This is a genomic window from Limnohabitans sp., from assembly GCF_040400975.1.
Classification (GTDB): domain Bacteria; phylum Pseudomonadota; class Gammaproteobacteria; order Burkholderiales; family Burkholderiaceae_C; genus Limnohabitans_A.
The window spans coordinates 68161-85521 of record NZ_JBBAPF010000003.1 but is presented as its reverse complement, the minus strand read 5'-3'; the positions used below and the strand labels follow the sequence as shown (position 1 = coordinate 85521).

The 17361-nt window shown below is 59.5% G+C and carries 19 protein-coding genes; 4 read left to right on the top strand and 15 right to left on the bottom strand.

Translation table 11 applies throughout. The features are described from left to right. Position 1: 1 nt before the first annotated feature. Positions 2 to 859 carry a DUF6671 family protein gene (locus ABWQ00_RS03605; RefSeq protein ID WP_353237302.1) on the bottom strand — a complete coding sequence of 286 codons (858 nt, stop codon included), beginning with the start codon at positions 857 to 859 and terminating at the stop codon, positions 2 to 4. A 7-nt stretch (positions 860 to 866) separates the two neighbouring features. Next, on the bottom strand, positions 867 to 1859 hold the full coding sequence (locus tag ABWQ00_RS03600) for a sodium-dependent bicarbonate transport family permease (protein ID WP_353237301.1): 993 nt from the start codon (positions 1857 to 1859) through the stop codon (positions 867 to 869). An 83-nt stretch (positions 1860 to 1942) separates the two neighbouring features. Here ABWQ00_RS03600 and ABWQ00_RS03595 point away from each other — a divergent pair, with 83 nt between their 5' ends. Beyond that, a complete protein-coding gene (locus tag ABWQ00_RS03595; RefSeq protein WP_353237300.1) occupies positions 1943 to 2851 on the top strand; it encodes a LysR family transcriptional regulator in 909 nt (302 codons plus the stop codon). A gap of 25 nt (positions 2852 to 2876) precedes the next feature. Here the strand turns inward: ABWQ00_RS03595 and ABWQ00_RS03590 are convergent, their stop codons facing one another. The 13 genes from ABWQ00_RS03590 to ABWQ00_RS03530 all read right to left on the bottom strand — a co-directional run bounded on the left by ABWQ00_RS03590 (position 2877) and on the right by ABWQ00_RS03530 (position 15571). Then, positions 2877 to 4124: an FIST signal transduction protein gene (locus ABWQ00_RS03590; protein WP_353237299.1), complete on the bottom strand. Its 1248-nt coding sequence runs from the start codon at positions 4122 to 4124 to the stop codon at positions 2877 to 2879. 7 nt (positions 4125 to 4131) lie between these two features. Beyond that, positions 4132 to 4986 (bottom strand): PhaM family polyhydroxyalkanoate granule multifunctional regulatory protein, encoded by an 855-nt coding sequence (locus ABWQ00_RS03585; protein WP_353237298.1) that lies wholly within the window; start codon positions 4984 to 4986, stop codon positions 4132 to 4134. Between the two features lie 90 nt (positions 4987 to 5076). Next, positions 5077 to 6171, bottom strand: a complete 1095-nt coding sequence (locus ABWQ00_RS03580) for a sulfate/molybdate ABC transporter ATP-binding protein (RefSeq protein WP_353237297.1) — start codon at positions 6169 to 6171, stop codon at positions 5077 to 5079. 27 nt (positions 6172 to 6198) lie between these two features. After that, entirely contained in the window at positions 6199 to 7086 is an 888-nt protein-coding gene (cysW, locus tag ABWQ00_RS03575) for a sulfate ABC transporter permease subunit CysW (protein ID WP_353237296.1), read from the bottom strand. Then, the gene (gene cysT / locus ABWQ00_RS03570; protein ID WP_353237295.1) at positions 7083 to 7946 is read right to left on the bottom strand and encodes a sulfate ABC transporter permease subunit CysT; all 864 of its coding nucleotides are present in this window, start codon (positions 7944 to 7946) and stop codon (positions 7083 to 7085) included. Before cysT ends, cysW begins: the two co-directional genes overlap by 4 nt. A gap of 9 nt (positions 7947 to 7955) precedes the next feature. Further along, positions 7956 to 8948 (bottom strand): sulfate ABC transporter substrate-binding protein, encoded by a 993-nt coding sequence (locus ABWQ00_RS03565; protein WP_353237294.1) that lies wholly within the window; start codon positions 8946 to 8948, stop codon positions 7956 to 7958. Between the two features lie 166 nt (positions 8949 to 9114). Next, positions 9115 to 10035, bottom strand: coding sequence for a sulfate ABC transporter substrate-binding protein (locus ABWQ00_RS03560; protein ID WP_353237293.1), 921 nt, complete (start codon positions 10033 to 10035; stop codon positions 9115 to 9117). Between the two features lie 152 nt (positions 10036 to 10187). Further along, on the bottom strand, positions 10188 to 10733 hold the full coding sequence (locus tag ABWQ00_RS03555) for a hypothetical protein (RefSeq protein ID WP_353237292.1): 546 nt from the start codon (positions 10731 to 10733) through the stop codon (positions 10188 to 10190). Then, complete coding sequence (locus tag ABWQ00_RS03550) at positions 10717 to 11949, bottom strand: hypothetical protein (protein ID WP_353237291.1); 1233 nt, start codon at positions 11947 to 11949, stop codon at positions 10717 to 10719. The genes ABWQ00_RS03555 and ABWQ00_RS03550 overlap by 17 nt, the downstream gene beginning before the upstream one ends. Beyond that, complete coding sequence (locus ABWQ00_RS03545) at positions 11946 to 14081, bottom strand: TonB-dependent receptor family protein (RefSeq protein ID WP_353237290.1); 2136 nt, start codon at positions 14079 to 14081, stop codon at positions 11946 to 11948. Before ABWQ00_RS03545 ends, ABWQ00_RS03550 begins: the two co-directional genes overlap by 4 nt. 97 nt (positions 14082 to 14178) lie before the next feature. After that, a complete protein-coding gene (locus tag ABWQ00_RS03540) occupies positions 14179 to 14541 on the bottom strand; it encodes a DUF2946 family protein (RefSeq protein WP_353237289.1) in 363 nt (120 codons plus the stop codon). Positions 14542 to 14578: 37 nt separating this feature from the next. Further along, positions 14579 to 15058: a copper chaperone PCu(A)C gene (locus ABWQ00_RS03535; RefSeq protein ID WP_353237288.1), complete on the bottom strand. Its 480-nt coding sequence runs from the start codon at positions 15056 to 15058 to the stop codon at positions 14579 to 14581. 135 nt (positions 15059 to 15193) lie between these two features. Then, on the bottom strand, positions 15194 to 15571 hold the full coding sequence (locus tag ABWQ00_RS03530; RefSeq protein WP_353237287.1) for a DUF2946 family protein: 378 nt from the start codon (positions 15569 to 15571) through the stop codon (positions 15194 to 15196). 142 nt (positions 15572 to 15713) lie between these two features. On the opposite strand from ABWQ00_RS03530, the gene ABWQ00_RS03525 reads away from it, so the two are divergent. The 3 genes from ABWQ00_RS03525 (at position 15714) to ABWQ00_RS03515 (ending at position 17357) form a co-directional block, all read left to right on the top strand. Then, a complete protein-coding gene (locus ABWQ00_RS03525) occupies positions 15714 to 16364 on the top strand; it encodes a glutathione S-transferase family protein (protein WP_353237286.1) in 651 nt (216 codons plus the stop codon). A 115-nt stretch (positions 16365 to 16479) separates the two neighbouring features. Beyond that, entirely contained in the window at positions 16480 to 16851 is a 372-nt protein-coding gene (locus tag ABWQ00_RS03520; protein ID WP_353237285.1) for a TraR/DksA family transcriptional regulator, read from the top strand. Positions 16852 to 16943: 92 nt separating this feature from the next. Beyond that, the gene (locus ABWQ00_RS03515) at positions 16944 to 17357 is read left to right on the top strand and encodes a VOC family protein (protein ID WP_353237284.1); all 414 of its coding nucleotides are present in this window, start codon (positions 16944 to 16946) and stop codon (positions 17355 to 17357) included. Positions 17358 to 17361 lie beyond the last annotated feature (4 nt).

Genomic DNA, 17361 nt, shown 5'->3' with positions numbered 1-17361 from the left:
ATCAAGGGTTACAAAAGTCACAGCGGCTTGGGTCGGCCCAGGGGTCCGAAGACAGGGTGCGTTGCTCCTCGTGCTGGCATGTCTTGCAGTGCCACACCTCTGCAATCGGCAGCCGCGTCTTTTGGCCGCAGGCCCGGCAAGGCAGGCCCGCAACCCGTGACTGAACCCAGAAGCCGGGGCTTTGGCATTGTGGGCATGGCGACTGCAATTTCAGGATCAAATCGTCGCAAGCCTTGCGGATGAGCGTTTGTCTTGTGGGGTTGCAAAACGCACGCAGGTCGTTTTCGACAAACACCATGCCATTGGCTGACTGGGCTTGAAGCTCTGCAAATGTCCGAACGAGTGTTTGTTCGTCATGGATGTTTTTGACGATCTGCAAATGGTCCTCGTGTTCTGGGCGCATCACCAACTGGTGCTCTGGAAACTTGGCGTCTTGGGCAAAGCGCATCAACTCTTCCAAGCTCGTGACGGCTCTGTGCAGACTTTGGGCGGGGCCGTGGGCAAAGCCAGTCACTTCAAGCTGTTGGGCCGGGTCGACCCACAGCAGCAATTCGGTGTTCCAGGGCATGAAACCGCCAAACGGGTCAGATCCGAAAGAGCCCTCGCTGGCGATGCCAATGGGGGCACCGGTCAGGTCCATGCCGATCTGGGCCTTGCGACGTGCTGCATCGATTTGGGAGCCTGGCCGAGCGATCTCGCGGGTGTAAGTGCCCAGCTGGTCGGTATCAAAGGCGTTGGTGTGAACCAGCTCACAGCCCAAGGCGGACTCCAGCGGGGCCTTGACCAAATCTTGTTTGCCGTGTTGCGTGAGAAATGCAACACGGCGAGCCAGATGAGCGCTCTTTGTCGATCTGTCCATGCCAACCTTACATCAGAATCCCTTGGGCCACAGCCACATAGATGGGGATTCCGAACACAATGTTCAAGGGAAACGTGATGCCCAGACTCAGACCGAAATAAAGCGAGGGGTTGGCCTCAGGCAGTGCGTAGCGCAGCACCGCCGGGACCGCAATGTAAGACGCACTGGCTGCCAAAACCATGAGCAGGGCACCATCACCAGCTGACAAATTTAGCAGAAATGCCAGGCCCAAAGCCAGCGAGGCGTGCACGATGGGACCTGCGATGGCGTAAGCGACCAACACGGGCGACTTGCCCTTGACCTGTGGAAGATTTCGTGCAGCCATCAAACCCATGTCGAGCAAGAAGAAAGCCAGCATGCCTTTGAACAGGTCGACTGAGAACGGTTGCATGGCCGCTTTGCCTGCGTCGCCGGTGATCATGCCAATCGCCATGGCCCCCAGCAGCAGCAGCTGCGCGCCGTCGGTGAAGGACTCGTGAAGGATCTTGCCGACCGACACACTGGTCTTGGGCGCGGGTACGCCATTGGCCGTTGCCACGGTGCCTTTGGCTGCTTTTTGCCGCAAGGAATTGGCAAACACCACGGCCAAGATGATGGCTGGCGACTCCATCAAGGCCATCGCTGCCGCCATGTGGCCACCATAGGCAATGTCTTGGTTTTCCAGGAATTGAACAGCGGTGACAAAAGTGACCGCGCTGACTGAACCGTAAGTGGCAGCGACCGCAGCGGCATCGAACCCAGACACAAAGCGGCGCAGAAGGGTGTAACCGATCAGGGGAATCACGATGGCCAGCCCGACGGCGGCGGCCAAGCTGATGCCTACGTTGGCGGTCAAGCCTGATTGTGAAAGTGCAAAGCCGCCTTTGAGACCCAATGCCATCAACAGGTAGAGCGACAAGAAGCGGGAAATAGCGGGAGGGATTTCAAGGTTGGATTTGACGGTGCCGGCCAGCACGCCAAAGATGAAAAAGAGAATGGCCGGATCGATCAGGTTTTGCATTTGTTATTCCTTTGCCCGATCATAGAAATATGCTTCATGCTTGTAAAATCGATTCTTATAAAGTCAGCTATAGGTAAAAATCTATGAACGTCACGTTTCGTCAGCTGCGTTTGTTTTTGGCTTTGGCCGAAACGGGCAGCGTGAGTGCAGCCGCCAAAGTGATGCATGTGACCCAACCCACGGCCTCGATGCAGCTCAAGGAGATGAGTTTGTCGGTAGGTTTGGCGCTCTATGAAGTGATCGGCAAAAAAATTTACCTCACCGATGTGGGCAAAGAACTCGCCGTCACCGCGCGAGCGGTGGCGCAGACGTGGGACGTGTTTGAGCAAAACGTCGATGCTGCTAAAGGTCTGTCGCGGGGCAAGTTGCGGGTGGCGGTGGTCAGCACGGCCAAGTACTTCATGCCCCATCTGATTGGCAGTTTTTGTACCAAACACCCGGCCATCGATGTGTCTCTCGAAATCTTGAACCGCGATGGCGTGGTGCAACGCTTGCGCGAAAACTTGGACGATCTGTACATCATGTCCATGCCCCCCAAAGACATGGATTTGGGCGATGAAGCGTTCATGCCCAATCCGATTGTGCTGATTGCACCCAACGCCGACCCTTTGGCCAAGCGCACGCAGATCGGTTTGCACGAGTTGACTCAGCGCCGCTTCATCGTGCGCGAAAAAGGCTCGGGCACCCGCATGGCCGCTGACCAGTTTTTTCGAAAAATGAAGTTTCGCCCGGATGTGCGCCTGGAGTTGGGCAGCAACGAGGCGGTCAAAGAGTCTGTGGCTGGCGGCCTGGGCTTGGGCGTGGTGTCGCGCCACGCTTTGCACGGGCATAAGAAAGAAAACGGTGTCAGCGTGATTGACATCGAGGGCTTCCCGGTGTCGTCTGCTTGGCACATCGTGTACCCGGCCAGCAAAAAGCTGTCACCTTTGGCCTTGGCTTTTAAAAAGCACATGATCCAAGAGGTCGGTCGGCGTAAATGGCCACTGGCCTGAGACCATTCGGTGCAATGCCCTCAGATCAAGGCGTTGTGAACACCGTCAACACCCCGGTGTAGCCGTACAACTGGTTGCGGGCGATCTCGCCGGCAGCGAAAAACCCCACTAAGGGTACATCGCCCAAAGCATGGCGAATGATCTGCAACTCGGCGCTGGGGCTCCCAAAATGTGGACCGCCTCGGCCGGTGCAGCTCACATACACCGCTCCGGCAATGCGTGGACCTGCCTTAGGGAGTGTTGGCAAAGGGTTGTCGCTCATCGAATGGATGGCCTCTATTGACAATGTCTCGGGCTCTAACTCTTCACGGATCTCGGCGCACACGCGCACCAAGTCAGCCCGTGCGGCCTGCACATCGCGGCGGCAAAAGGTGAGCAGCATGCCGGGCTCTAGGTTTTCTGCGACGGCCACGCCTTGGCGCAAAGGATCCAGCCCAATGATGTGCCGCACCCGCACATCGTTGCCCAAATGGCCGGTTCGGCCCACGCCCGAATGCCCTGCCGCGCTCAAGCCCACCAAAGTGGAGCGCACCACGGCGATGGCCTTTTGCGGCTCGCTCAGGCTGATGCCCAGGTCGGCGAGCATCACATCGAGTGCCGCCTCGCCTGCCAGTTGCAGCACCACATGGCCTTCTGCTTGCGTGATTTCGCGCTCAGGCGAAACCGGCTGACAGCCTTGCGTGACGCGAGACATCAAAGAAACATCTGGCGAAAAAGCCACCCCGCTCAAGCCGCCTTCGAGCACGCCGCCGTGCACTTCCGATCCGCCTGCATCTTCGGCACGCACGGCGAACTGCACGCTGCGCGTGCGGCTGGCACTGAGACCGCCAAACAAATAGCCCTGCTGTGTGCGGCCCGCCATTTCTGCGATCAGCTCGGCCAGCTCGGGTGTGTGGGGGTCTGCATGCACCAGTGCCGCATTGGCCCATGCCGCAGGCAGCGGAGACACGCCGGAAAACACCCGGTATTGCTCGGGTGTCAGGTCGCACAGCATGAGCGCCATGGCGGGCTCATCCAAGTATTCGGCGTTGTTGACCGCCACACCGATGCCCACCGTACCTGCCCAATCGGGTACAGCTGGCAAGGCCTGCCGCAAATGGTCAAGCAGCGCCTGCGCGTGCGGCGCGTAATGGTCGGTGATGTACAGCAGGCCCAAGCGAGGCTGCGCGGCGTAATCGGGCAGTGCCATTTGGGCTTGCAATTGCGCCAAGACCAAGCCTGCGGCCATGCGCCACTGTGGGTGCGTGGCATGGCCACAGGGAAACAACTTCATAGACAACTTATTTCAGAACGGTTTTGCGTGCAGTCCGAGTGGCCGTCTTGGCCGGCTTGGCCGTTGGTTTTTTGACCGAGACGGTCTTGACCGATTTGGCATTCACACCCGCTTGAGCAGCTTGAGCTGGCTTCGCCGATGTGTGCTTGGCGCGTTGACGTCCAGCGGTGGTCGAAGACGAGCCGGGCTTGCGGGGCGCTTTGGCTTTGGCAGCCGATTTGGCGGTGGCGTTTTTGGCGCTCATGCCCGCCTTCATGGCTTCGCCCGCCACATCTTTTAAGGCGGCGGCGGCAATGCCCTGAAACTGCTGGGTCAACGCGCCCCACCATTGCATCGGGTCCACGGCAGGCTGACTCGCCGAGTCTGCGGTCTTGGTTTCGCTGGCCGGGCTTGCCTCTGCCTTGGGGACTTCGTTGGGCGTGGGCTGTGCGGGTGCCGCTTGGGGCGCAGGCTTGGGGCTGAACAGCGAAGACTTGGATGCGCTGGGGGTGTCGGCGGTCTCGGCGGGTGTGGCCTGAGCAGGTTCACTCACCGGGGGCTTGGCCGTGAACGCCTTGGCCAAATCGGCCATGTTGACGTTCATGCTTTGCAGCGTGGTCAAGGTCATCTTTTGCACTTCCATCGCCTGGATGGTGGCTTTGAGTGCGGTGGTGTTTTGCTCCAACCAAAACAGCACCGACTTCAACTCCTGGATGCGCTTGTCGATGTCTTCGATGCTGAGGGTGGGGGCGACCCAGCTGGCCATGCCGGGCATGCCACCTGCCGCTGCGGGCTGGGCGGCCGATGCGGTTTTGGACAGGTTTTGTAAAAAATCAAAACCCGGCACAAATTGGCCGAAGCCGAAAGCAGAAGGCTCGCTCATGGCAGTTCCTCAAAAAGTGATCTGCAAAGCTTACCCGAAGACGCTTTCAAAACGGACTGACCTGCCCCCAAAGGCGTGTCTGTATGGGGCTCACCCTTCGACAAACACCCGTGCCTTGCGCGGTGTCAAAACCAGCGTCTCGCCTTCCTTGAAGTCTTGCTGGCGGTACTGCGATGCCGACAACTGCGCTTCGATCACCGCGTCCTTGCCAAACATGCCCGCTTCTACGGGGTCGAGTTCCAGCCGTGCTACAGGCCCGACCACAATGGCGCGGCTGAGCTTGGCCACGATGCCGGTGTGGGCGGTGCCCGCTGTGTAACGCGTCACATCCAGGTCGTGCGGTCGCACATAGGCAAAAGCCTTGGCGTCTTGCACTTGGCCGTGTTCAGGGCTTTCGAGGCGGATGGCGTGTTGGTCGGCGCCAATCAGCATCTCGCCTTCGTGGGCGCGCCCGTGGAACAGGTTCACATCGCCCAAAAAGCCATACACAAAGGGGCTGGCCGGGTGGTCCCACACCTGTTGGGGCGAGCCGATTTGCTCGATGTTGCCCTTGTTCATCAGGACCACGCGGTCCGCCACCTCCAGGGCTTCTTCCTGGTCGTGCGTGACAAAGATGCTGGTCACATGCAGCTCGTCGTGCAGGCGGCGCAACCAGCGGCGCAGCTCCTTGCGCACCTTGGCGTCCAGCGCGCCAAAGGGCTCGTCCAGCAGCAGTACCTTGGGCTCAACCGCCAAGGCGCGTGCGAGCGCGATGCGTTGGCGCTGCCCGCCCGACAACTGCGATGGGTAGCGGTCGGCCAGCCAATCGAGCTGCACCAAGCTCAACAACTCGTGCACTTTGCGCTTGATTTCGGATTCGCTCGGACGCTGGTTGCGTGGCTTGACGCGCAGGCCAAAGGCCACGTTCTCGAACACCGTCATGTGGCGGAACAGTGCGTAGTGCTGAAACACGAAGCCCACCTGTCTCTCGCGCACGTGCACATGGGTGGTGTCTTCGCCACTGAAGGCAATAGTGCCCTGGTCGGCGGTTTCCAAGCCCGCGATGATGCGCAGCAGCGTGGTTTTGCCGCAGCCCGATGGCCCCAGCAAGGCGACGAGTTCGCCCGACTCGATGTCAAGGCTGACCTTGTTCAGCGCGGTGAAGTCACCAAACTGTTTGTGGACGTTGCGGATTTCGATGCTCATGTTTCAAACCAGAATCTAAAGGTGAAGTCAGTGGGCTGGCTGCTCGGGCGGGGTGTTGGCCGATGCTTGCATTTCTTTTTCATGCTGCCATTCAATGAAGGACTTGATGGCCAGTGTGACCAGGGCCAACAAAGCCAGCAACGATGCCACGGCAAAAGCAGCCACCGACTGGTATTCGTTGTAGAGGATCTCCACGTGCAAAGGCATGGTGTTGGTCTGCCCCCGGATGTGGCCCGACACCACCGACACCGCACCGAACTCGCCCATGGCCCGTGCATTGCACAAGATCACGCCATACAGCAGGCCCCATTTGATGTTGGGCAAAGTGACCCGCCAAAAGGTCTGCCACCCGGTGGCACCCAAGACGATGGCCGCTTGCTCTTCTTCACTGCCTTGCGCTTGCATGAGCGGAATCAACTCGCGCGCAATGAAGGGAAAGGTGACAAACACCGTGGCCAAAATGATGCCGGGCACCGCGAACACGATCTTGATGTCGTGGGCTTGCAGCCAAGGGCCGAACCAGCCATGGGCCCCAAACACCAGCACATAGACCAATCCCGCCACCACGGGCGAGACTGAAAATGGCAAGTCCACCAGCGTGGTCAAAAGCGACTTGCCCTTGAACTCGTACTTGGCAATGGCCCAGGCCGCCGCCACGCCAAACACCAAATTGAGCGGTACAGTCACGGCCGCCACAATCAGCGTCAGGCGAATGGCCGACCAGGCATCGGGCTCCTTGAGCGCTTCCAGATATGCATCAAGACCTTTGCGCAGGGCTTCGGTGAACACCGCGGCCAGTGGCAAGACCAAAAACAAAAACATGAAGGCCAGCGCCAGCCCAATCAGGCTGCGGCGAATCCAGCGGGCTTCGGTGGTGCCCGCCTGGACTTTGTTGGCGGTGAGTGTTGGGCTCATGACGAAGCTCCCGAACGGCGACGTTGCCAGGTTTGCAAGCCGTTGATGACCAAGAGCAACATGAACGAGATGACCAGCATCACCAAGGCCACAGCGGTGGCACCTGCGTAGTCGTATTGCTCTAGCTTGCCAATGATGATCAGCGGCGTGATTTCGGACACCATGGGCATGTTGCCCGCAATGAAAATGACCGAGCCGTACTCACCGATGGCCCGCGCAAACGCCATGGCAAAGCCGGTCAGCAGCGCCGGCGCAATGCTCGGGAAAATGACCCGGCTGAAGGTTTGCCAGCGTGTGGCGCCCAGGCAGGTGGCCGCTTCTTCGAGTTCTTTTTCGGCGTCTTCGAGCACTGGCTGCACCGTGCGCACCACAAAGGGCAAGCCAATGAAAATCAGCGCAATCACCACCCCGTTGGGGTTGAAGGCCAGCTGGATGCCCTGGGGCTCCAGGTATTGGCCGATCCAGCCATTGCCCGCCAGCAGCGCGGTGAGCGAAATGCCCGCCACCGCAGTGGGCAGCGCAAAGGGCAAGTCCACCAGCGCGTCCACAATCTTTTTGCCAAAAAAGTCATAGCGCACCAGCACCCAGGCCACCAGCAAACCAAACACCACATTGACCAATGCGGCGATCAGCGATGCGCCAAAGGTCAAGCGGTAAGACGCCATGACGCGAGGGCTCGTCACTGCGACCCAGAACTGCTCCCAGCTCAGGGTGAAGGTTTTGAAAACCAAGGCCGACAGCGGGATCAGCACGATCAAGCACAGGTAAAAGAGGGTGAATCCCAGGGTCAGGTTGAACCCGGGCAACACCCTGGCTGGCACCCGCCGCTTGGCAGGTGCCGCGATGGGCAATGCAGTCATGGCGAGAACTTATTTGACGGTGTAAATCTTGTCGAACTGACCGCCATCGTTGAAGTGCACCCGCTGCGCTTCGGCAAAGGAGCCAAACACTTCGTCCACCGTGAACAGCTGCAAAGGCTTGAAGGTTTGGGCGTGCTTTCTGAGCACAGCCTGCGAACGTGGACGCAGCGCATGTTTGGCCGCGATCTCTTGGGCCTCTTCAGAGTAGAGGTAATCCAGGTAAGCCTTGGCCACTGCGCCCGTGCCTTTTTTGGCCACGGTGCGCTCCACCACCGCCACCGGGTTTTCGGCCACGATGCTGATGGACGGGTGAATCGCATCGACCTTGCCCGCGCCAAATTCGCGGTCCACCGAGACCACTTCGGACTCAAAGGTCACCAGCACATCCCCGATGTTGCGCTGCAAAAAGATGGTGGTCGCATCGCGCCCACCTTTGGCCAGCACCGGCACGTTTTTGTAGAGCTTGGTGACGAACTCAGCGGCCTGTGCATCGCTGGCGCCCTTTTTCTTGGCGTAGCCCCAAGCCGCCATATAGGCCATGCGGCCGTTGCCACCGGTCTTGGGGTTGACCACGATCACCTGGATGCCGGGCTTGACCAGGTCGTCCCAGTCCTTGATGTTCTTGGGGTTGCCGTTGCGGGTGAGGAACAACATGGTCGAGGTGGTGGGCGCTGCGTTGTGGGCAAAGCGCTTGTTCCAGTCTTTGGCCACCACACCGGTGCTGGCCAGAAAGTCCACGTCGGTGGTGGTGTTCATGGTCACCACATCGGCGTCCAGGCCATCGTTGACGGCACGCGCCTGGGCGCTCGAGCCGCCATGGGCCTGGTCGATCTTGATGTCTCTGCCGGTGGTCTTTTTGTAATGCACCACAAAAGCGGCGTTGTAGTCCTTATAGAACTCGCGGGCCACATCGTACGAGGCGTTGAGCAAGTTTTGAGCGCTGGCTGACAGGCCTGACAAGGCCAAGGTGACGGCCAAAGTGATGTGGGTGATTTTTTTCATGGTGATTCGGTCTGGGACGGTGCAAGACATGGAAGGTCTTGATTGGCTTGGCCGACCCACTGGATCGACCGCCATCAAGTCATGGCCGCGATTGTGGAATCGGTTCGTTAAATCTCAAACGAATCATTTATTGTTTGCTTATGCGAATAAGCAACTAAAGAGCTTTTCACTTGCGGGTGTAAATCTGGTCAAACTTGCCGCCATCAATAAAGTGCACCTGACTGGCTTTGTCCCAACCGCCAAAGGCCTCATCGATGGTGAACAGGTTCAGCTTGGGCAGTTGTTTGGCGTACTTGGCCTGGGCTTTGGCCGAGCGGGGCCGGTAAAAGTGCTTGCCGATCAGGTCTTGCGCCTCTTCGGTGTAAAGGTATTCCAGGTAGGCTTGGGCCACCGCCCGGGTGCCCTTTTTGTCTACGTTTTTGTCGATCAAGGCCACAGCGGGCTCGGCCAGGATGGAGATTGAGGGGTAAACAAAGTCCACCTTGTTGCCGAATTCCTTCTCCAGCAAATAGGCTTCGTTTTCCCAACTCAGGAAGACATCGCCCTGGTTGCGTTGTGCAAAGGTCACCGACGAGCCCCGGGCACCCGTATCGAGCACAGGCACGTTCTGGTAGAGCTTTTTCACAAACTCTTGTGCCTTGTCATCACCACCGTATTTGCGCTTGGCAAACTCCCACGCGGCCAGATAGTTCCAGCGGGCGCCGCCCGAGGTTTTGGGGTTGGGCGTGATGACCTTCACATCCGGGCGCACCAGATCGTCCCAGTCTTTGGGAATCAGGTTGCCGTTGGTGTGCAGGGCGTCGGTGTCACCGGCCAGGGCCAGCGTGGCCACATCGGCGTCCAGGCCGTCAATGATGGAGCGGGCCTGCTTGCCCGAGCCGCCATGTGACTGCTTGATGGTCAGGTCCTGACCGGTGCGGGCTTTCCAGTGTTTGGCAAAGGCTTGGTTGAACTCAACGTACAACTCACGGGTGGGGTCATACGACACGTTGAGCAGGCTGATGGGGGTCTGGGCTTGCGCGGTCAGACCCGACCAGGTCAAGGTCAGCAGCGCTGCGAACTTAAGAAAAGGGCGTTTGGATTTCACGGAATCATTCCCAAAAAATACACATCAAAAAATTGATGGGATGGATTCTGGAAGTGGCTCGCTCAAACTCCAACGACTGTTTTTCTATTTACTCATCTCCATCGAATCTATTCAGCGCAGCTGATGTGTCGAGAGCCTCAAGATGAAGGACATCAAGACGCTGACAACCAACGTTTGAGCGCGGCTGCGTTCGGTGGACCAATCACGCGCTGTGTCCGGCCCTTGGCGTCCAGCAAGACCACATAGGGCGTCACGTTGGGCCAGGTGGGATCGACCGCCTGACGGATGGCGGGCTCGAAGCCGTCAAAGGCGTAAATGCGGGTCATGCCTTCAAAGTGCGCGGCATGTCGCCAAGCTTGTGCGCCGGTCACATCCATCACCACCCCATTCAGCTCGGGGCGCTGCTTCCTGTTCCTCACCGCTTGGTGCACCGCTGCAAAAGCCGCAGGGCAAGTGCTGCAATACGAGGTGGTGAACACATAAGCGGCCGGGCGCGGCCCGTGTTGCATCAGATGCGCCCAGGTTTTTTCGTCAAAGGGCAGCACCGTGCCAGCCGCCTGCGCCCGGCTTGAATGGCTGTGCGCCCCGGCATGCGGGTGTCCTTGTGCCAGCCCGGGTGGGGCGGCCAGGCCAAGTGCCAGCGTGCAGATCGCCAGGCCTGCGCTCAAGCGGCCAGTGGATTTAAAAATGGAGTTCATGGACTTGTATCTCCTGGGTGTTGCGCCAGACCACCACCATCTGTTCGCCGTTTTGGGCCAGACGCGGGTGGTCGTTGTGGCCCGTGGTTTGAGCCAGGGTTTTGAGGCTGAAGTTCTGCCCGCCGTCTTGAGACAACCAGGCCTTGAGTGTGGTGACGGCCCCTTCACTGCTGCGCCAGACCACGGCCACCTTGCTGCCGTGGGCCATCACGTCGGCATGTTCGGCACGCGGGTCGGGCAAGGTGCGTTCGGTTTTGGGCAGGGGCACGCCTTGGGCGTTTAGCCGGGCATAGCGCACCGCCGCTTGGTCTTGGCCATGGACTTTGCGGATGCCAAACCAGACGGTGTGAAAACCGTTGGCGCCGGCATGGGCGTCCGCAGCCAAGCCCGGCCCGTGGTGCGGGCAGGCGTTGATTTGCCAGCCATCAAATGTGCTGCGCGTGATGCGGTTGGCCGCAGCGCCGACGCTGGCAAACGCATGGTCACGGGTGTTGCCGTCAAACACATGTCGCCAAGTCGCCTTCAAATCGCCCTGGGCATTGCGGGCCAGCCCGATGCGGCAGCATTCGCAAGAGTGGTCGGCCACTTTGGTGTCCGGCCCGAAGCTGGCGCCGCCATCCTGGGAGGCGTTGCGGTAGATGGCTGCCCCAACGTAGGCTTGTGCAGAACCTTTGGGCGCTTGATCGCGCTTGTCGATCCAAAGGGTGTGCAAAACCCCCTTTCCATCAAAAGCGATGGCATCGAAGCGGTGCGTGATTTCCTGCCGATCTTGGTGCACCGTGAAAGGCTCACCAAAGCTGGCGCCGCCATCGCTGCTGCGCAGCATGCGCACAAAGCCTGTGAAACGCTTGGCCAGCGGCATGGTGTAACTGATCACCACCCAGCCTTTGGGGCCGAAGGCGATCTTGGGGCGGCTTTCGCCATCGGCGGCGATCGGGTCTTGCCCGGTGTTCAGGATGCGCGGCTCGCCCCATTGCACAGGACCGCCCAAAGCGGTCGTCTGCACAAAGAGCTGCGCTTGCGCATTGATACCGACCACCCACAAGCGACCATCGGGCGCAATGGCTGCGCCCGTGGCCAGCTGTGGGCGCTGGTGGCGAGCATGACCCGCCGATGCGCTGGCGTCTTGCGCCATGGCCTGTGGCCACAGGCCTGCACCCCACAGGGTCAGTGCGCAGAGCCAAAAGCGCCAAGGGCCGTGTGCATGGCGATTCATCGGCCACCCCACGATTTGTTCAGGCCCACCATGATGCTGCGCGGCGCACCTGCGGCATAGGTGTTCTGGGTGTTGGGGTTGTAGGCGCCTCTGCCCGGGATGAACCGGCTGGCCGCATTGTCCGAATAGTTTTTGTCGGTCAGGTTGCGTACCTGGCCCCAGACTTCCCAGCCATCTTGCAGCTTGTGGCTCATCGTCAGGTTGAGCAAGGTGTGGCCTGCGTAGCGCACCGTGTTGGCGTTGTTCATCCAGGAGCTGCCTTGTTTGACCAGGTTCAAGGCTAGGCGGGATGTGGGCTTGAAATTCCAAGCCACTTGGGCGTTGAGGGTGTGGTTGGGGGCCTGGGGCATGCGCTTGCCCGAAAAGTCTTCGATGGCACCCGCGGCATCGCTCAGGCGGTAATCCACATAGGTGTGCTCTGCCCAAGTCGATCCCATCCGCCAGTCCCACGAGCTCAGCTGTTGGTTCAGGCTCAATTCAAAACCACGGCTGCGGGTGTCTCCCGCATTTTTGTTGAAGCTGTTGCCCACCTCTGGCGTGTAAGACACGATGGTGTCCTTGCCACTGAGTTGGTACAGCGCCGAGTCGATGCGAACGCCGGAGACCAAGACGGCACGCCAGCCGAGTTCAATGTTGTCGTAAGTGGCCGGCTTCAATTCAGGAATGGCGGTGCGGCCATAGAGCTGGCTGACTTCCGGTGGTGTAAAGCCCAAGCTCAGATTGCTGTACAGACTGCTGCTGGCGCTCAGGGCATAGGTGGCGCCCAGCTTGGGGCTGAATTGGCCGAAGTTTCGCACTTCGTTGGGGGCACCGAAGTTGGCGCCCGGGGTCAAGTTGTTTTTGAAATCGTAGCGGATGCTGTCGTATCGCCCGCCTGCAACCACCCGAACTTTCTCGCTGGGGCTGAACTCCAGCTGCGCAAATGCGGCATCGTTGGCGATGCCCACACCGTAGTTGCGCACGCCATTGGGGTTGTTGACACTGTTGAGGCTGTAGCCGATGTAGCGTCCTGTGGGCACATCGCGCACGATGGCCAGGTTGTCAGAGACAAAGTCATTCTGACCGCGGTCGATGTAAACACCTGAGACCAGCCGTGCCCGCAGGCTGTCCAGTTTCTGCGTGTGTTGGATGTCCAAGCCCAGAGATTGGACATGGTTGTTGTTGATCGTGCCTCTGCAGTTGGCGCCTTGGCAACCGGTGATGGTGTAGTTGGGCAGCTGGGCGTGGTCATTGTTGCGGGCAAACAGCGTGACGGTAGTCAGCCCGCCACGGGTGGTTTCGCCTTCCCAGGCCACATTGAAGCGTGTGGTCTTGTCTTTGCGCCAGGTGAAGGTGTTGATGCTCTTGCCGGGGTGGGTGCGAAAGTCGTTTTCAAACAAGCTGCCCGGCGTGTCCGAATCCAGGTTCGTGTGCACCAAGGAAGCCCGCATCCATGAGGTGGCGCTCAGGTTGTAGTCACCGCGCAAAGAGAAAGAGTCTTTTGTGCCGCCACTGTGTTGCTGCCAATTGAGGCTGTCGCGTTGCGAGCTGTAATGCGAAAACCGCAGACCCAGATCGCCCCAGGTGTTGCTGGCACCCGAATCGATGCGCGTGAAACCATCGGTGCTGTCATGGCGAATGCCCATGTAGCCCGTTGGGGTGCGAGATGAACGCTGGGTCAAAAAGTTGACCGCGCCACCGACCGCATTGCTGCCATAGAGAGAAGAGGCAGCGCCCTTGACCACTTCGACGCCACTGGCGCCGTTGGTGTTGATGGCGTTCAGGGCGTTGTGGTTGAACACGCCCAAGGGTCGAATCGGAATCCCGTCTTCCAGGTACTGGTAAACCGACTGGGTACTGATGGGTTGACGAATGCCCATGCTGTGTTGTTCGTTGCCCAGATCGTTCCAGAAGACACCGGGGATGCGGTTGATGATCTCGCCCATGGTTTTGGGTTTGTCGGCATCCCATTCAGCCCGGGTGACCGAGCCAATGGACACGGGAGTTTCAGACAGTTTGGTTTCAGAGCGGGAGCTGGATACCACGATGGTGTCCAGAGCGGTCGGCGTTTGTGCCAGAGCTGTTGCGCTCAAGTTGGCCAACAGGCTGAACACGGCCAAAGACAAAGGAGAAAGTGCAAGGGAATTTTTCATGACAAGTTTTCAATCGATCGGACCCCATCAGCCGTTCAGGCCAAAGGCATTGACACGTACCGAACACCAAGCGGTGTTCAACACGTTGTGAAATGGATCAATTGAAAATAGGCGGCCCGCGCGAGGGCAGTGGCGGCGCAGTCCGGGCCAGCAGCAATGCCTCGGGCAATCGCTGCATGATGTAAGCCCGTGCATCGGGCACATGGGCCAAAGCTGCCAACGTGGGCGGCGGCAGCGCAGGGCTGGCGTGGGCGCACATCGGGCAATCCATGCCGCTGCTCACCAGCGGGCCTTCGCCCTCGCCTTGCACCACCAACTTCATGACGCCCATGCTGGAGCACACAACCTCCATGGTTTTGGGCTGCAGCGTTGAGGCCAAAACCGACACGCTCACAAACAGCACATACCAAGCCAGCACAAGACGGGCCAGGCGATGCAGTTGGGCAGAAGTCCAGGTCATGGGCTGATCAAAAGGGAATCAAGCAGTGAATGGGTGATCAGTGCTTGTGCTTGTGGCCTTCGCCATGCTTCATGGCCGGGGCAGCGGCGGTGCGGGCGGGCACTTTCAATTCCACCGACTGGCGCTTGCCATCCTTGCCTTCAACCACCAAGGTCACGGGCACAGTGTCACCGTCTTTGACCTGACCTTTGAGGTCCATCAGCATGACGTGGTAACCACCGGGCTTGAGCTCGACTGCTTTGCCTGCGGGCAAGGCCAGGCTGGGCACTGCACGCATTTTCATGACGCCGCCGTCCATGGCCATCTCGTGCACCTCCACCACACCTGCCACAGGCGACTGGGCCGAGATCAGTTTGGCGTCTTGCGCCGACTGCAGCTGCATGAAAGCGCCCGTGGCTTTTTGCTGCGCCACAGTGGCACGCACCCAAGCGTCTTTGACAGTGACTTGGGCTTGGGCCGACAGGGACACGGTCATGGCCAGAAAAAGGGCAGACACAGACAAAGCGGGACGGAACATGGATCACTCCTGGTGGTTATCGAACAGATGAAGAGACACAGACAGTGCGCAAGGGACACCCCATGGCGCAGGGTGCACAGGCACAGGTGGACGCCGAAACCGACTCAGCCCCCCAGCGTTTCAGGGGGCGGTGTTTCAGGCGGAAAAGATGGGGGGTGCGCGGGCTTGCCAGGGTTGACCCAGCAAACTGGCCAGCCGCGCCGCCGGCAGGGCTTGCAAAACATGGGACAAATGGCCCGTTGGCAACTGTGCCAGCACGTCGGCCGCAGGGGGCGCGATCAGGGGCAAGCAGGCGGGGCAGTCGAGCGCGGTGTGTGCTGCTGCGCGGTCCACATCGGCACCCGCAGCATCCACCGGCACCAGTTTCACGCCGCCCATGGCGCTGCAAACCATGTGCACGGGTTCTGGCTTGACCAGTGGTGATGCCACAGCCGCCCCGACAAACAATGCAAACCATACCAGCACGAAGCGGGTGAGGCGGTGGGCATTGCGCAGGGATTGCAGGCTGAACATGGCGCGAATTATGGCACCGATGGTCCATGCCCAGTGGCCGCCACCTTAAAAGCACAGGATGGACCTGACAGGCATCTTGGTGACTCTTTGGCCCCGGGCCATGGGCTAATCTTGAGCTTTTGTCACGCCACTGGAGACCCTCATGCTCACACTCTGCGGCTTTGCGGCCAGCAATTACCACAACAAAGTCAAATTGGCCTTGCTCGAAAAAGGCGTGCCCTTTGTAGAGGAGTTGGCCTGGGTGGGTGCGACAGATGCGCAAGCCAGCCCCTTGGGCAAAGTGCCCTACCTCAAGACGCCAGAGGGCGCCCTGTGCGAGTCGGCCGTGATGATGGAATACATCGAGCACAAGTACCCGCAAAACCCCTTGATCCCTGCCGACCCGTTTGCCGCCGCCAAAGTGCGCGAATTGGCGCTGTTTTTGGACCTGCACCTGGAGTTGGTCGCGCGAAATTTGTACCCCGAAGCCTTTTTTGGCGCCAAGGTGAGCGACTCGGTCAAAGAGAAAACCGCTGCGCAGCTCGAAAAGAGCGTGGCTGCTTTTGCCAAGTTGGCCAAGTTCTCGCCCTTCATCGCGGGCGACAGCCTGAGCTTGGCCGACTGCGCCGCCGTGACGCACCTGCCCTTGGTGTCTGGCGCCACCAAGTTGATTTACGGCAAAGACTTTTTGGCCGAACTGCCTGTGCGCGATTACCTCAAGATGATGGGCGAGCGCCCCCACATGCAGACGGTCAACGCGGACCGCAAAGCCAATATGGAATTGATGATGTCACGCATGAAAGCCAAAAGCTGAGTCTGTGCGCTTGAGCACTTAAGGCCCGTCAACCCCTGCCCATGGCCAATGCCATGCGGCAGCGGGGGTTGACCCACATCAACACCGCGTCACCCCAAGCGCCTAGGATGAAGCCATGACTTCATCCAGCACCCCAAGCCTCTTCCTTTACCGCGAGCGCCTTTTGCAAGAGCGCACGCAGTTGCTGCAGCGCATCGCCGAGCAGCGCGGCGGCTTGGTCTCGCGCGCCGACATGGCCGCCGACCACTTTGACAACAGCTTTCAGTCGCGCGCCCAGATTCGGACCGAGCGGCAAACCGAGTTCGCCATCAACGAACACGAAACCGCCGAATTGGGAGACATCGAAGCCGCAATGGAACGCCTGGATGTGGGCACCTATGGTCAGTGCAGCGACTGCGGCCTGACTATTCCGCCCGCACGTCTGAACGCCTACCCGACCGCCAAACGCTGCATCGTCTGTCAGACCCGTAAGGAACAAGGTCGCTGACCATCTTGGCGGACGGCCCTGCCGTTTGTGGGTTGGCCGATCGCGGTTTTCACCCATGGCTTCGGGGGTGTGGCGCTGCTATGCTCGGCGATATGAACAGCCTTTTTCATTTCGCATTTCATGTCACCGACTTGGATGAAGCCCGGCGCTTTTATGGCGGCGTTCTGGGTTGCCAAGAGGGGCGCTCCACATCCACTTGGGTGGACTTTGACTTTTTTTCACACCAAATTTCTTTGCATTTGGGTGAGCCCTTCAAGACCACTTTGACGGGCCACGTGGGCGAGCATCTGGTACCCATGCCGCACTTTGGTCTGGTTTTGCAAAGGGACGATTGGCAAAATCTGGCCGATCGCTTGCAAGCGGCCAACAGGGCCTTTGTGGTGCCGCCGCATTTGCGTTTTGCGGGTCAGCCGGGCGAGCAATGGACCATGTTTTTCATGGACCCGTTTGGCAACCCGATCGAAGTCAAAGGCTTCGCCAGCTTGGACACGGTTTACAACACTTGAGCTT

What these genes read in the sequence shown, in the direction of transcription:
- cysT (WP_353237295.1), bottom strand. Translation starts at nt 7,946, where the DNA reads ATGACTGCATTGCCCATCGCGGCACCTGCCAAGCGGCGGGTGCCAGCC.
- ABWQ00_RS03515 (WP_353237284.1), top strand. Translation starts at nt 16,944, where the DNA reads ATGAACAGCCTTTTTCATTTCGCATTTCATGTCACCGACTTGGATGAA.
- ABWQ00_RS03580 (WP_353237297.1), bottom strand. Translation starts at nt 6,171, where the DNA reads ATGAGCATCGAAATCCGCAACGTCCACAAACAGTTTGGTGACTTCACC.
- ABWQ00_RS03595 (WP_353237300.1), top strand. Translation starts at nt 1,943, where the DNA reads ATGAACGTCACGTTTCGTCAGCTGCGTTTGTTTTTGGCTTTGGCCGAA.
- ABWQ00_RS03585 (WP_353237298.1), bottom strand. Translation starts at nt 4,986, where the DNA reads ATGAGCGAGCCTTCTGCTTTCGGCTTCGGCCAATTTGTGCCGGGTTTT.
- ABWQ00_RS03545 (WP_353237290.1), bottom strand. Translation starts at nt 14,081, where the DNA reads ATGAAAAATTCCCTTGCACTTTCTCCTTTGTCTTTGGCCGTGTTCAGC.
- ABWQ00_RS03540 (WP_353237289.1), bottom strand. Translation starts at nt 14,541, where the DNA reads ATGACCTGGACTTCTGCCCAACTGCATCGCCTGGCCCGTCTTGTGCTG.
- ABWQ00_RS03600 (WP_353237301.1), bottom strand. Translation starts at nt 1,859, where the DNA reads ATGCAAAACCTGATCGATCCGGCCATTCTCTTTTTCATCTTTGGCGTG.
- ABWQ00_RS03535 (WP_353237288.1), bottom strand. Translation starts at nt 15,058, where the DNA reads ATGTTCCGTCCCGCTTTGTCTGTGTCTGCCCTTTTTCTGGCCATGACC.
- ABWQ00_RS03565 (WP_353237294.1), bottom strand. Translation starts at nt 8,948, where the DNA reads ATGAAAAAAATCACCCACATCACTTTGGCCGTCACCTTGGCCTTGTCA.
- ABWQ00_RS03525 (WP_353237286.1), top strand. Translation starts at nt 15,714, where the DNA reads ATGCTCACACTCTGCGGCTTTGCGGCCAGCAATTACCACAACAAAGTC.
- ABWQ00_RS03550 (WP_353237291.1), bottom strand. Translation starts at nt 11,949, where the DNA reads ATGAATCGCCATGCACACGGCCCTTGGCGCTTTTGGCTCTGCGCACTG.
- ABWQ00_RS03590 (WP_353237299.1), bottom strand. Translation starts at nt 4,124, where the DNA reads ATGAAGTTGTTTCCCTGTGGCCATGCCACGCACCCACAGTGGCGCATG.
- ABWQ00_RS03555 (WP_353237292.1), bottom strand. Translation starts at nt 10,733, where the DNA reads ATGAACTCCATTTTTAAATCCACTGGCCGCTTGAGCGCAGGCCTGGCG.
- ABWQ00_RS03530 (WP_353237287.1), bottom strand. Translation starts at nt 15,571, where the DNA reads ATGTTCAGCCTGCAATCCCTGCGCAATGCCCACCGCCTCACCCGCTTC.
- cysW (WP_353237296.1), bottom strand. Translation starts at nt 7,086, where the DNA reads ATGAGCCCAACACTCACCGCCAACAAAGTCCAGGCGGGCACCACCGAA.
- ABWQ00_RS03605 (WP_353237302.1), bottom strand. Translation starts at nt 859, where the DNA reads ATGGACAGATCGACAAAGAGCGCTCATCTGGCTCGCCGTGTTGCATTT.
- ABWQ00_RS03520 (WP_353237285.1), top strand. Translation starts at nt 16,480, where the DNA reads ATGACTTCATCCAGCACCCCAAGCCTCTTCCTTTACCGCGAGCGCCTT.